Raw genomic sequence first — 12,188 nt, 5'->3', positions numbered from 1 at the left:
GATGCATAGCGTATCCGCATCAGTCTTTGGAAGACCTGTCAACAAGATGACCGCATCCGGCCGTCACGTCGGGCGACCAAGGCAAGAAGTAGCAGGTCAAGTACAGTCCGATCTGCTCCTGCCCCTGACAAAGACTATCATTCGCCCCCGTGATACTTGCTCCCGAACTTTTCTATGTATGACACTTGTATCGGTTGTCATAATTGATTCGAGTCGCAAGGAGCTCGGGTTGAAGCGATCGGAAGAGCTCAATAGCAAAACGATTTGGTCCAGCGATCCGCACTTGCAGGTAAAGCATCTCGTCTACCGCAAATATATGGACTGCTGGATGGCGAAGATTCTGCAGAGGTTCCCGAAGGCGACTATCGTAGACGCATTTTCTGGTCCGGGGATATACGAAGACGGAGCCCCGGGGTCGCCTATCCTGGCTGCCAAGGCCTATCTGGAGCACAGCTCGCGCCCGAGGTTCAACAAGCTCGACCTGATATGCCTGGAAGAGCGAGACGATCGTGTCGAGGAGCTGCACCGGCAGTTCGCCAAGCTTCCCCATGACGCGAACCTGAATGTCATGATCCAGCCACCCGGGGTCTTCACCGAACAACAGGAGTACCTGTCCACGCTCGCGCGGCGCAGCAGTCCAGGATGCCCGGTACTGTGGATCATCGACCCGTTCAAGATCAGGGACGCTCCCTTCGAGTTGGTTCGCCGATGCCTCAAGAACCGGCGGGACGAAGTCATCCTCACCCTCTTCACGGGGTACATGCACCGGTTCTGCGAAAAAGACGGATACGGCAGGACCATGGACCGCTGCTTCGGTGGGGAGCACTGGAAGTCGGCAGTGACCGTGTCAGGGGACGGCCCGAGGAAGGCTGCCTTCGCCTCGGCCTACGAGGAGGGCTTGAAGCAGCTCGGCCTGTTCACGGGCAGCTTCGGTGTCCGTGTCAGCAACACCACCGAGGTCTACCATCTGGTCATGGCCACCCACAGTGAAGCCGGGCTCAGGTGCTGGAATCCGGTCGGCTGGAAACTGGACAGCTACACCGGGCGCAGTGCCTCGGCCGACACCGCAGCCGCTGACACCCTGTTCGCTGACTCCCCTGTGGTAGACGCTCTGGAGGCCGCACTCGAAGCCCATGCCGGCACTGAACGGACCTGGTCCCAGCTGTCCCGGGAGGCAGCTGAGCACCGGTATGTCGACAGGCACCTGCGCCAGGTATTGGACCGACTCGCCCAGCGGGGACTGGCGATGCGTATCGAACCGATCACGGCTCGCACGCCATGGCCGGAGGGGTGCCGGGTGCGCTTCTATTCCCCCGGTGACATTCGTGATGCCGAGGCCTACGGCTAGCCTTTGGCCAACACGGAAGACTGCGGCTTCTCATCCCAGGTACGCCCGTCGAGGAGGCGCCCATTGGCCTTGGGGGTACGTCCGCCCCACTGCTTGAAAAAGAAGGCGGTGGAGCTCTGCTGGCAAGCGTCACGGATCTGGCGCACCCAGTCGACATGCATGGGACGGTGACCGCGACCGCTCTCCCCACCGGCGATCACCCAGTCGATGCCAGACAAGTTCAGCTCTGGCAACGGCCCGAGCAGCGGCTCGCACGACAAGAACCGTACGGCCGCAGGAACTCGGCGCAAGTGGTCGACACGTTCGAGCACATCAGCCGATTCCACTGAGACCCCCATCCAGACGTTGGGCGGCCAAGGCAGTTGATCAGCGAGGCGGGCCAGGCGCAGAGAGCGTTTAGTGAGGATCTGGTAGGTGTGCTGGGGTGTCTCGGCCATCACGGCGAAGACCTGGGTGATGAAGTCCTTGGGTACCCGAGCGTGGAACAGGTCGCTCATCGAGTTGACAAAGACCAGACGCGGGCTCTTCCATTTGCGTGGGATGTCCAAAGCTCGCGGGTGGATGGTCACGTCAAACCCGGGGCCTGAGGTGCGTGGGTCGCCGTCGTTTTGGTACTTCTCCGCACCCATGGCCTTGAGACGTTTGGCCAGGGTGAGGGCATAACAGTTGTCGCAGCCAGAGGCGACACGGTCGCAGCCGGTGGTGGGGTTCCAGGTGGCTTCGGTCCACTCGATCGAGCTTCGTTCTGCCACAGCGGCACCAGCTTTCAAAGACGGATAAGGGCAAGCGACCCCAGCTGCGGGCCGGTCAGTCAGTATGAGCAAGGTTTGATTCGAACAACTGTCCGTACATTAACAACAGGTGATGCCTGTTGCAAAGGACCCCAGAAAGATGGTTACACAGGTCTCTCGCAATGCGTCACCCCTCGTCGGTTTCCACTGTCCGGTCGATGGCTGCCCGCGAGGCTGTTGCCCACAGCCACTACCCAGTCTCCCAGAGTCCACCTTTGTCTGGATGGCTTTCGTTGTTTCCATACCAGCAGAGCGACGCCCCAAGAGCACAAGAACGCGGACAGTGCAGCTAGCAGACGAACAGTTAATCCGGTGGTTACCAAAGCACGACTTTGCGACGTGCTGAGAAGCCTCGTGTCATGCGGCGGATCTCCACCAGCCTGGGGAAGGGTTCTCACCCGGCTTGGGCGAGGAGGCCTCCTCCTCGCAGTCCTCGCTGCTTGACCAGCCTCCCCCAACGTTCCTTGCGGTCGAAGTGGGACGCGATCTCTCGACCACTCGGCAGCTCTCCTGTCTCTCGCTGCTGTTCCAACGCCCATTGCCAAGCTCGGTCTTGAAACGGTGACAGGGCGGGTCCTGCGGTGGTCTCGGCATCCCTACCATGCACAGCCTGGAGACCGGTGGCTTTCGAAGCACCCGAGACGGTTGGGCCTTGGGCTACTTGGCTCTTCACCCCCGACATCGGTTTCATGGCCTGCTCATGGGCTGCGGACGCAGTGCGTACGCTCCGAGCGGTTGCGCGGAACTCCCGCATGAGCAACTCGTACGCACCGATGAGCGCAAAGCTCGGCCAGGCGTGGATGATCCGCGACCACATCGTGGGGTCGGCGACCGCGACGTTGGCGGCCAGGGACGCGCCGGAGCCGACGATCAGCAGTGTCCAGGGCAGCAGGCTGCCCTTCCGACCGTGGCGGGCATCGCTCAGCAGCGTCATCGACGCGCCCACGATCATGCCGTCGACCGACAGCGGGAACAGGGCCGCGCGCCACTCCGGCTCACCGTGGCGCAGCGCGAGTTCGTACATGTGCGAGTAGGACACCACCGCGGCGATGCCCGCGAGCAGCAGAACAGCCGCGATGGTGACCCATCGTGACCAGCGGGAGGACTCCATCCCGATCACCCTTTCCCGGTGACCGAGGAACCTTCACAGGGCCGAAAACACCTTGCCGGGCGGGGTGGGAGACACCCGTCTCCCACCCCGCACTGGGAGATTTCTGGGAGACGCGAACCTCTCCCAACGGCTCCCAACCGCCGCGAAGATCCCTCAACGGAACCCTCCGACCTGGGCGAATGCTCATCGGCGCAGGTCGCTGCGGAGCCGGAACTACCTTGACACGGTAGAGGTCACAGGTTCGAATCCTGTATCGCCCACCACCTTCCCAGGCCGGAGCACACGCTCCGGCCTGAGTCGTTTCCGGGGCCCCTGAGCGGGAGACATCCGGAAGACCGCTTCCGAAGCGGGTTCCCCGGGAGCTCCAGGCCTCATCAGGGCGATGGCGCTCCCACCCGCCGGTGGCGACGAATCGCGCGTGAACGCCGGTACTGGTCCAGAACGAGAGCAGCGAGCGGGGGCACGGACCGCTCCGGTCTGTCGCGGCTCAGATCGTGGATTCGTGCGGTGATGCTCGCCTGCACGGCCGCCGCACGCAGGGGCTCGGAGCGGGCCAGCGTGCACGGCGGCTCGACTTCGGCGTCCTGGCCCGCGAGCCAGCGCCGAGGGGCGTCGGGCTGTTGGGCCAGCGCGGTCGCCACACCCACGAGCGAGAACCCGCGGGCGAGCACGTCCTGCGCGACCCGCCCCCGCCGGATGCCGCCGGTGAGCATGAGGGGCACCCAAGCGTGCTCGACGAGTTCCCCGGCGAGTTCGAGGAAGTAGGCCTCGCGTTCGAGGGTGCGTCCGTCCGCGGGGTGCCCCGCGGTGGCGAGTGATTCGACGCTCCCCCCGGAGAGTTCGACGAAGTCGACGCTGTCACTGAGCCAGTCGATGACCTGGCGTGCGTCGTGGAGATCGAAGCCTCCGCGTTGGAAGTCCGCGGAGTTGAGCTTGACGGCGATACCGAAGCCCGCTGACACGCGTGCGCGGACAGCGGTCACCACCTCCAGGAGCAGCCGGGCGCGACCGCGCAGCGACCCGCCCCTCCGGTCCTCACGCACGTTCACGAGCGGGGAGAGGAACTGGGCCAGCAGGTAGCCGTGCGCGGCGTGGATCTGCACACCCGCGAAACCGGACTCCTCCGCCAGCGCCGCCGTGGTGGCGAAGCGTTCGATGATCTCGTGGATGTCGTCCTCGGTCATCGGTACCGGAGCGGCGAAGAGCCTGGACAGCGAGCCGACCCTCACCGGGACCGCCGAGGGGGCGAGCGCCCTGGAACCGGTGTCGCGCTGGACCACGCGACCCGGGTGGTTGATCTGCATCCACAGCGAACTGTTCGGCGCCGCCCCCGCCCATGCCCGGAAGGGCGCGAGGTCGCTGGAGGCGTCCAGGACGACATCGCCCGGCTGCGGATCGACAGGATCTGCGAGGATTCCACGAGCCCGACGCCGAGCGGAAACCTTCGTGAGGACCTGCGCACGCTCCTCGGGAGGTTCGCGCTCACCCTGTCCGAGCGCCGCTACGACCAACTGATGGCCGGAGTCATCGAGCGCGCCGGACAGAACGAGGTCGCACGCGAACTCCGGGACCGCCTCTACGAGACCGCCACGAAAGGCATTCGCGACGTCCTCGACGCGCACCTCCCGGGCCGGGATGTCGACCCCTCCCTCGCCATGCTCGTCGGCGCCGTCCTGGTCCGCGTGACCTACGAGGGCGAGGCGGCGACAGAGGAGTTCATCGCCGATGTCGTCGACCGGGTCCTCGACTGACAGACCCCGGGATCGATGTCGGGGACGGCCAGCCGAACGAGCGCGTGTTCGGCGATGGTGAAGTCAGGCCCGCGAACTGCTGGGCGGCGAAGTCCCAGTCGACCGCGCTCCAGAGTCCCCGGGCTCGGACCGGCGACCCGGGAGGAGCAGGTGGCGGCGGACCGGTACCCACGGTCTCCCTACGTCGGGGAAGTACGCCGCCACGGAGAGCGTCGGGGTGGCAACATGGGAGCATGCCCCCTTCGGATTCCCCCCACCCCACCCCTCCGGTCCCCCCGCCGACGCAGGCGCGGTCCTCGCGGCGTTCCATGTACGTGACCGGCGGCCTGTTCCTGATCGCCGGACTGGCCTCCTGCGGCCAGACCGGTTCGTCCGGTACCGCGCTGGTGGCCCTCGTGGCCGTCTACGGTGCCGCCTGCCTGATCTGCGGATACCTGCTTGGACGACCGAGCCGTGCGGTGTACGTGTCCGCCGTGGGGCTGCAACTCCTCCTACTGGTGCTCGTTCTCGCCCTGGCCGTCTGGGCGGTGATCGCCGGTTTCTGGCTGGGACTGGTGTTCGCGGCCCTGCCACTGCTGCTGGTCGCCAACACGCTGCACCTGCTCCACCGGAGCCGGGGCTTCCACCTTCACGGCCTCTGACCTCGTTCCACCGCTCGCCGTGACTCCCGCGGGTCAGTTCCCCGTGGTCGGCAGATCGTTGTCACGGCACCAGTCGAGGATCCGCGGGACCGCGTCGTAGGACCCGGTGAAGTCCTCCTCCTCGAAGATCTCGTACAGGCCGGGAGGCAGGTCACCGGGGCCTTCCTCGACCCCGATCGCGGCCATGGCAGTGGCGACCAGCACGCTGTAGGCCTCACCCCGGGCCTGGGCCTCAGCAGAACTGTCCACCTCACCGGCGTGGAGGCAGACCTCACGCGCGACCGCTTCCTGCTCGGGGGTCATGTCGGGAGCACATCCGGTCAGGACCAGGACAGCGCAGACCCAGCCCATCGGACGAAAGGGGGTAGGCATGGCACCAGTATGCCCCGGACACGGGGAACGGCGAGGCGGTCCGGACCGCCTCGCCGTTCCCCGCCCGGGCCCTCGCGGCCCTCGGTCCGGGAACCGGTACCTGTCCGTCCGGAGGCTGGTGGGCGGGCGCCGCTCAGCGGAGTCAGCGACGCGCACACGTGTTCACACGCCGGGACGGCCGTCGGCGGTCGGCCCGGTCAGGGAGGGGTTCCGCGCGGCGTCCCGGCGCCCGAAGGCACGACCGTTCAGTCGCTGACCCTGCTCCGGGACCGGTACAGCAGGTCCTGGTACTCGGGATGACGGGCGATCCAGCCCGCGAAGAAGGGGCAGGTCGCCAGCACGCGCAGGTCCGCGGACCGCGCCTCGTCGAGGGCAGTGCGCACCAGCGCGGACCCGACCCCCCTCCCCTCGTACTCCGGCGCGACCTCGGTGTGCACGAACGCGACGAGTTCCGGCGTGCGGATGTACTCCGCGACGCCCGCGACCCCGGGTTCTCCGTCGACGCGGGCCTCATAGCGCTTCGCCTGGGGTACGTCGCCCACCTGGACCGCCACGGGTCCTCCCCTCGTGTTGGTGTGTCAGCCTGTTCACGCCGTTGACCGGCGGTGTCCTCGTCGGCGACGGGACCGGCCGGGGACGGGCCGCGCCCGCCGCGGACCGGCCCCGTCGCGCGGTCGTGTCCTCAGGCGCCGTTCGCGGCGCGGCTGGCCAGCATCTGCGTCTCCCAGGCGAAGGCGATGCCGGTGGCACCGCCGTGCTGGGTCAGGACGTCGACCATGCCCTGCATGGTCTCCTCGCGGGCCCAGTCGCGCTGCCACTCGCCCGCCACGGCCAGCCAGGTGATCGGCGCCACGCCGGCCTGGACCATGCGCCGCACGGCCATGTCGTGGGACTCCGCCGTGGCACCGCCCGACGCGTCGGTGACGGCGAAGACCTCGAAGCCCTCGCCCGCCGCCTGGATCGCCGGCATGGCCAGGCAGATCTCCGTCCACAGCCCGGCCATGACCACCTTCTTCCGGCCGGTCTCCTTGACGGCGTCGACGACGCGCTCGTCCTCCCAGGTGTTGATGAACGTGCGGTCGATCGGCTTCTGCTCCGGGAACACGTCCTGAAGCTCCTGGATGAGGTAGCCGCCGCGCTCCTCCAGCACGGTCGTCAGGATGGTCGGAACGCCGAACGCCTTGGCGGCCTTGGCGAGGCCGACGGTGTTGTTGACGACCATGGACGGCTCGTGACTGTTGAGGTTGGCGAACTGGAACGGCTGGTGGTCGATCAGGACGAGGATGCTCTCCTCCGGCGTCAGCAGCGCCTGGAGTCCGTTCTTGGCCTTGGTGCTCACAGGGGGTTCCTCTCAGGGGTTTCGTACTCCGGGGGCTCGGCCGGGACACCGCCGGCCGCCGTGCGGGCGGCACGGGCGCACGCGCCCGTGCCCGTGCCGCCCGTACCGGCCGACGTCACGCGGCGTCGGCCGACACCGCTGCGCGGACCAGCGCGACCTCTCCGCATGGGAGACGGCCCTCCGCGTCGGTGACGGCGCGTCTCCGCCGAGTTAGGTGACGCATCACCAAAATTAGCATCATTGGATGATGTGTCAACCAAATCGGACCCTGGATCCGCCAGCGCCACCGAACGCGGATCGCCTACCAGCAAGTTGACTTGTCACCTACTGTCCGGATGATGTATCAACGACCAGCGGGGGTCTCGCACCCACAGGCGGCGCGGGGCGCCGCCCCTCCGGAGGCCGTCGGCCGCCGGGGGTGCGGCGGGGGCCGACAGGACCGCGGCCCGCCTCGCTCCGGGAGGGACGGGGCCAGGACGCCCGTCCGCGGCGCACGACCGCCTCCGCCCCTTGGCGCACAGAAGGAAGTGAGTGAGCGATGACCAGCCCTTCAGCGGCGAACTGGCCGAGCCTGCGGGTCTCGGACTGGACCCCCACCCGCGACACCCTGCACATGTGGACCCAGATCGTGGGCAAGATCCGCATGGCCCACGCTCCGCTGATCAACCACTGGTGGCAGGTGACCCTCTACGTCAGCCCGCGCGGGTTGACGACCTCGGCCGTCCCGTACGGCACGGGGGCCTTCGAGATCGAGTTCGACTTCGTCGGCCACCAGCTCCGGATCCGCAGCAGCGACGGCGGCGAGCGGAGCTTCGCGCTGCGGCCGATGCCGGTCGCCGAGTTCTACACCCGGATCATGGACACGCTCGGCCGACTCGGGATCGAGGCCCCGATCCGGCCGAGACCCAACGAGGTCGAGCCCGCGATCCCCTTCGCCGAGGACCACGAGCACGCCTCCTACGACGGGGAGGCGGCCGCCCTGTTCTGGCGCCAGCTCCTCCAGGCGAACCGGGTGATCGGCGAGTTCCGGTCGCACTTCGTGGGCAAGGTCAGCCCGGTGCACTTCTTCTGGGGAGCGATGGACCTGGCCTGCACCCGCTTCTCCGGGCGGACGGCCCCGCCCCACCCGGGCGGAGCGCCCAACTGCGGGGACTGGGTCATGGTCGAGGGCTACTCCCGGGAACTGTCCAGTTGCGGGTTCTGGCCCGGCGGCGGCGAGGAGGGCGCCTTCTACTCCTACGCCTACCCCGCACCCGACGGGTTCGCCGACCAGCCGGTGGGCCCCGAGGGCGCGTACTACAGCACCGAGTTCCAGCAGTTCCTGCTGCCCTACGAGGCCGCCCGCACCGCGCCCGACCCCGACCGCGCGGTGGCCGAGTTCCTGCGCACCACCTACGAGGCCGCCGCGAACCTCGGGAACTGGGACCGCTCCGCGCTGGAGGACGACCCCCTGCGGTGGCAGGGCACCCCCGCGTCCTGAGGAACGACGGGACGGACCGGGCCGTGGTGGTGGCCCCCGTCGACGGGCCCTCCGCTCTTGCGGAGGGCCCGGATCGACGGAGGGCCGCACCTGGGCCGCTTCGCCCCAGGTGGATAAGGTGTCAACTTCTTCGTTACACTGCGCCCTTGACTTCTCCCCCAGCTGAAGCAGGGAGGTTCTTCCCTCGCGGGTTGAGTTTTCTGCTTCGTTGCCGGTTGCCGACCCGAACTAACGGCGGGGGACGGGGTACCGCCCATCGGTCTTACACCAGCTCCCGCCCCTACTATGTGGGCTTCGCCAGGATCACACAGCGGGGGCCCGACATCACTTTCCGCCAGCCCGGCGGTAGGCCGACCCGGACTTGGTTCTCGTCTGAGCCGACGCAGGTCAGGTTAGTACCGACTCCAGCGGTGGTTCGCGGGTTTGGCGATTGTGGTGGGCGGCGATCCGCTCTGGGGGCGAATCGCCGTTTCCCGGCCTGCTCCGCAGGGGTCCGATTCCTCCCTGGCCTGAAGACCAGAGTTTCCTCGGAAGGATTCAGATGAACGAGACGCCGCGCTGGTTGGATGCGGATGAGAAGGCCGCTTGGGACGGCTTCATCCGCATGCAGGAGACACTCGTCGGGCGGCTGTCCCGTCTCCTCCAGTCCGACTCCGGGATGTCCGCCTCCGACTACCTCGTGCTCGTCAACCTCACCGCGACGGACGACGGCAGGATGCGCTTCCTGGAACTGGCCAGGCTCGTGAACTGGGAGAAGAGCCGGATGTCCCACCAGGTCCGGCGGATGGCCAAGCGCGGGCTCGTGGCCAGGGAGGAATGCCCCGACGACGCACGCGGGGCGTTCATCGTCGCCACCCCGGCCGGATACGCGGCGATCGAGGAGGCCGCGCCCCTGCACGTCGAGCACGTCCGCCGCCTGTTCGTCGACGCCCTGACCCCGAGCCAGCTCAGGACGTTCGCCCGGCTCTCCCAGCGCGTCGTGGACCACATGGAGAAGCAGCCGGACTGAGCGGGCGGCGCGCAGCCCCGGGGAATACCGCGCTATTCCGTTGACGGATCGACTTTCCTTTGGGCTACCATGGTTGATACATCAACAAAAAGACGATGATGCCGTGACGGGGGCGACCACGCCCGGCACCGCGTTCGCCACGGCAGTCGGCACAGCGACCACAGGGAGACGGGTGCGATGCAGTTCGGGATCTTCACCGTCGGTGACGTGACCACCGACCCCACCACCGGCCGTACACCGACCGAGGCCGAGCGCGTCAAGGCGATGGTGACCATCGCGCTCAAGGCCGAGGAGGTCGGCCTGGACGTCTTCGCCACCGGCGAGCACCACAACCCGCCCTTCGTGGCCTCCTCACCGACCACGATGCTCGGCTACATCGCGGCCCAGACGGACAGGCTCATCCTGTCCACCTCCACCACGCTGATCACCACCAACGACCCGGTCAAGATCGCCGAGGACTTCGCCATGCTCCAGCACCTGGCCGACGGCCGGGTGGACCTGATGACGGGCCGCGGCAACACCGGCCCCGTCTACCCCTGGTTCGGCCAGGACATCCGCCAGGGCATCCCGCTGGCGCTGGAGAACTACAACCTGCTGCACCGGCTCTGGCGCGAGGACGTGGTGGACTGGGAGGGCAAGTTCCGCACTCCGCTGCAGGGCTTCACCTCCACCCCCCGCCCCCTGGACGGCGTGCCCCCGTTCGTCTGGCACGGCTCCATCCGCAGCCCCGAGATCGCCGAGCAGGCCGCCTACTACGGGGACGGCTTCTTCCACAACAACATCTTCTGGCCCGCCACGCACACCAAGAAGCTCATCTCGCTCTACCGCCGCCGCTTCGAGCACTACGGGCACGGCAGGGCAGAGCAGGCCATCGTCGGCCTGGGCGGGCAGGTGTTCATGCGCAAGAACTCCCAGGACGCGGTGAAGGAGTTCCGCCCCTACTTCGACCACCACCCCCTGATGGGCGGCGGGCCGTCGCTGGAGGAGTACATGGACCAGACCCCGCTGACCGTCGGCAGCCCCCAGCAGGTCATCGACAAGACCCTCGCCTTCCGCGACAGCTTCGGCCACTACCAGCGCCAGCTCTTCAACGTCGACGGCGTCGGGACACCCCTGAAGACGGTCCTGGAGCAGATCGACCTGCTCGGCGAGGAGGTCGTGCCGGTGCTGCGCAAGGAGTTCGCCGCCGGGCGGCCCGCGCACGTGCCCGACGCGCCCACCCACGCCTCACTGCTCTCCGCCCGAGACGCCGCGAACACCTCCGCGGCGGCAACGGGCTGAGGCGCGACGACCGATCCCCACGGCGCGTTCCCGTTCCGGTCACGACGAGAACCCGCCGCCGTGCCCCCGGGCGGCCCGACCGGCGTCCACCCCCGGTCCGGGGTGCCACCGTGTCCGCCACCGACCGAGCCGAACACCGTCCCCACCAGAGAGGCCTTCCGTGAGAGAGCCGCGAACAGACAGAACCGGCGCCGTCGTCCACATCGCGCTGGACGAGGCACGCGCCGTCAGCGCCTACACCGTGAGTCTGGAGGACGGCACCCCTGCCGGGCGCGCGGACTTCGTCGACCCGCCCCAGAACCCCGGTGAGCGCGTCTTCTTCCACACCGAGGTCGCACCGGAGTTCGGCGGCCGGGGCCTGGCCGGACTGCTGGTCGGTGAGGCGCTGGCCGACAGCGCCCGCGAGGACCTCACCGTCGTCCCCGTGTGCCCGCTCTTCGCCAGGCACCTGCGGGAGCACGGCGACGAGTACACGGCCGGGGGCGGACGGTTCCGTCGGCCGAGACCGGCCGACCTCGCCCTGGTCGAGGAGACCGTCAAGGGGGGCGGCGCATGAGAGCGGAGCGCCCCTACATCGACAAGGAGCACCCCGAGGTCTACGGGGCGATGCTCAAGGCCGCAGCGGCCTCCAGGGCCGCGGCACGGGAGGCGGGCCTGGGCGACGACACCATCGAACTGGTCAACATCCGGGTGTCCCAGATCAACGGGTGCCCGACCTGCCTGAGCGTCCACATCCCGAAGGCGCGCAAGGCGGGGGTGAAGCAGAGCGCCCTGGACGTGCTGCCGGCCTGGCGCGAGGCCGGGCTGTTCACCGATGAGCAGAGGGCCGCGCTCGAACTGGCGGAGTCGTTGACGGTGCTCGATCCGACCGTCGACCGGCAGGCCGTCAACGCTCGCGCGGCGGCTCACCTGACCACCGCCCAGATCTCCGCGGTGGAGTGGACGACCACCCTCATCAACGCGTTCAACCGCGTCTCGATCGCCAGCGGCCACCCGGTGGTCGGGCAGTAGGAGGAGACCGTCCGCACCGGTGGGAGGACGGTGGACCCGTGGCCGGGCCGGGGG

Annotated in this window: 14 protein-coding genes and 1 tRNA gene; 9 read left to right on the top strand and 6 right to left on the bottom strand. The window is 68.1% G+C overall.

The features are described 5' to 3' along the window. Positions 1-229 precede the first annotated feature (229 nt). Positions 230-1,348: a three-Cys-motif partner protein TcmP gene (gene tcmP, locus ACSTA4_RS09795; RefSeq protein ID WP_212643329.1), complete on the top strand. Its 1,119-nt coding sequence runs from the start codon at positions 230-232 to the stop codon at positions 1,346-1,348. Here tcmP and ACSTA4_RS09790 read toward each other — a convergent pair. Then, positions 1,345-2,100: a DUF5131 family protein gene (locus ACSTA4_RS09790; RefSeq protein WP_212643328.1), complete on the bottom strand. Its 756-nt coding sequence runs from the start codon at positions 2,098-2,100 to the stop codon at positions 1,345-1,347. The two genes, tcmP and ACSTA4_RS09790, sit on opposite strands and share 4 nt — an antisense overlap. A gap of 433 nt (positions 2,101-2,533) precedes the next feature. Then, entirely contained in the window at positions 2,534-3,250 is a 717-nt protein-coding gene (locus ACSTA4_RS09785; protein WP_212643327.1) for a DUF2637 domain-containing protein, read from the bottom strand. Between the two features lie 173 nt (positions 3,251-3,423). Here ACSTA4_RS09785 and ACSTA4_RS09780 point away from each other — a divergent pair. Further along, positions 3,424-3,513: transfer RNA gene (locus ACSTA4_RS09780), tRNA-Val, on the top strand. A 111-nt stretch (positions 3,514-3,624) separates the two neighbouring features. Here the strand turns inward: ACSTA4_RS09780 and ACSTA4_RS09775 are convergent. After that, the gene (locus tag ACSTA4_RS09775) at positions 3,625-4,554 is read right to left on the bottom strand and encodes an oxidoreductase (RefSeq protein ID WP_444963262.1); all 930 of its coding nucleotides are present in this window, start codon (positions 4,552-4,554) and stop codon (positions 3,625-3,627) included. Between ACSTA4_RS09775 and ACSTA4_RS09770 the strand changes: the two genes are divergently transcribed. Together ACSTA4_RS09770 and ACSTA4_RS09765 are read left to right on the top strand one after the other, a co-directional pair. After that, entirely contained in the window at positions 4,540-5,001 is a 462-nt protein-coding gene (locus tag ACSTA4_RS09770) for a TetR-like C-terminal domain-containing protein (RefSeq protein WP_444963261.1), read from the top strand. The two genes, ACSTA4_RS09775 and ACSTA4_RS09770, sit on opposite strands and share 15 nt — an antisense overlap. 233 nt (positions 5,002-5,234) lie before the next feature. Beyond that, positions 5,235-5,642 (top strand): hypothetical protein, encoded by a 408-nt coding sequence (locus ACSTA4_RS09765; RefSeq protein WP_444963260.1) that lies wholly within the window; start codon positions 5,235-5,237, stop codon positions 5,640-5,642. A gap of 33 nt (positions 5,643-5,675) precedes the next feature. On the opposite strand, the gene ACSTA4_RS09760 is transcribed toward ACSTA4_RS09765, so the two are convergent. The 3 genes from ACSTA4_RS09760 to ACSTA4_RS09750 all read right to left on the bottom strand — a co-directional run bounded on the left by ACSTA4_RS09760 (position 5,676) and on the right by ACSTA4_RS09750 (position 7,353). Then, on the bottom strand, positions 5,676-6,014 hold the full coding sequence (locus tag ACSTA4_RS09760; RefSeq protein WP_444963259.1) for a hypothetical protein: 339 nt from the start codon (positions 6,012-6,014) through the stop codon (positions 5,676-5,678). Positions 6,015-6,259: 245 nt separating this feature from the next. Further along, complete coding sequence (locus ACSTA4_RS09755) at positions 6,260-6,568, bottom strand: GNAT family N-acetyltransferase (RefSeq protein ID WP_444963258.1); 309 nt, start codon at positions 6,566-6,568, stop codon at positions 6,260-6,262. A 128-nt stretch (positions 6,569-6,696) separates the two neighbouring features. Then, positions 6,697-7,353, bottom strand: coding sequence for a hydrolase (locus ACSTA4_RS09750; protein WP_013152152.1), 657 nt, complete (start codon positions 7,351-7,353; stop codon positions 6,697-6,699). A 538-nt stretch (positions 7,354-7,891) separates the two neighbouring features. On the opposite strand from ACSTA4_RS09750, the gene ACSTA4_RS09745 reads away from it, so the two are divergent. The 5 genes from ACSTA4_RS09745 to ACSTA4_RS09725 all read left to right on the top strand — a co-directional run bounded on the left by ACSTA4_RS09745 (position 7,892) and on the right by ACSTA4_RS09725 (position 12,134). Continuing rightward, positions 7,892-8,833 (top strand): DUF5996 family protein, encoded by a 942-nt coding sequence (locus tag ACSTA4_RS09745; RefSeq protein WP_444963257.1) that lies wholly within the window; start codon positions 7,892-7,894, stop codon positions 8,831-8,833. A gap of 541 nt (positions 8,834-9,374) precedes the next feature. Continuing rightward, positions 9,375-9,842: a MarR family winged helix-turn-helix transcriptional regulator gene (locus tag ACSTA4_RS09740; RefSeq protein ID WP_444963256.1), complete on the top strand. Its 468-nt coding sequence runs from the start codon at positions 9,375-9,377 to the stop codon at positions 9,840-9,842. A 177-nt stretch (positions 9,843-10,019) separates the two neighbouring features. Then, positions 10,020-11,123, top strand: coding sequence for an LLM class flavin-dependent oxidoreductase (locus ACSTA4_RS09735; RefSeq protein WP_444963255.1), 1,104 nt, complete (start codon positions 10,020-10,022; stop codon positions 11,121-11,123). A 160-nt stretch (positions 11,124-11,283) separates the two neighbouring features. Beyond that, positions 11,284-11,679 (top strand): GNAT family N-acetyltransferase, encoded by a 396-nt coding sequence (locus tag ACSTA4_RS09730; RefSeq protein ID WP_444963254.1) that lies wholly within the window; start codon positions 11,284-11,286, stop codon positions 11,677-11,679. Continuing rightward, entirely contained in the window at positions 11,676-12,134 is a 459-nt protein-coding gene (locus ACSTA4_RS09725) for a carboxymuconolactone decarboxylase family protein (RefSeq protein WP_444963253.1), read from the top strand. The genes ACSTA4_RS09730 and ACSTA4_RS09725 overlap by 4 nt, the downstream gene beginning before the upstream one ends. The last annotated feature ends 54 nt before the right edge of the window (positions 12,135-12,188 follow it).

The sequence above is a fragment of the Nocardiopsis sp. M1B1 genome (assembly GCF_052466615.1).
The sequence above is the reverse complement of the archived record's forward strand: the minus strand, read 5'-3'. Positions and strand labels throughout refer to the sequence as shown.

Excerpts from the sequence above, each read along its gene's own strand:
- ACSTA4_RS09740 (WP_444963256.1), top strand. The coding sequence starts at position 9,375 with ATGAACGAGACGCCGCGCTGGTTGGATGCGGATGAGAAGGCCGCTTGG.
- ACSTA4_RS09760 (WP_444963259.1), bottom strand. The coding sequence starts at position 6,014 with ATGCCTACCCCCTTTCGTCCGATGGGCTGGGTCTGCGCTGTCCTGGTC.
- ACSTA4_RS09735 (WP_444963255.1), top strand. The coding sequence starts at position 10,020 with ATGCAGTTCGGGATCTTCACCGTCGGTGACGTGACCACCGACCCCACC.
- ACSTA4_RS09725 (WP_444963253.1), top strand. The coding sequence starts at position 11,676 with ATGAGAGCGGAGCGCCCCTACATCGACAAGGAGCACCCCGAGGTCTAC.
- ACSTA4_RS09765 (WP_444963260.1), top strand. The coding sequence starts at position 5,235 with ATGCCCCCTTCGGATTCCCCCCACCCCACCCCTCCGGTCCCCCCGCCG.
- ACSTA4_RS09775 (WP_444963262.1), bottom strand. The coding sequence starts at position 4,554 with ATGCAGATCAACCACCCGGGTCGCGTGGTCCAGCGCGACACCGGTTCC.
- ACSTA4_RS09785 (WP_212643327.1), bottom strand. The coding sequence starts at position 3,250 with ATGGAGTCCTCCCGCTGGTCACGATGGGTCACCATCGCGGCTGTTCTG.
- ACSTA4_RS09745 (WP_444963257.1), top strand. The coding sequence starts at position 7,892 with ATGACCAGCCCTTCAGCGGCGAACTGGCCGAGCCTGCGGGTCTCGGAC.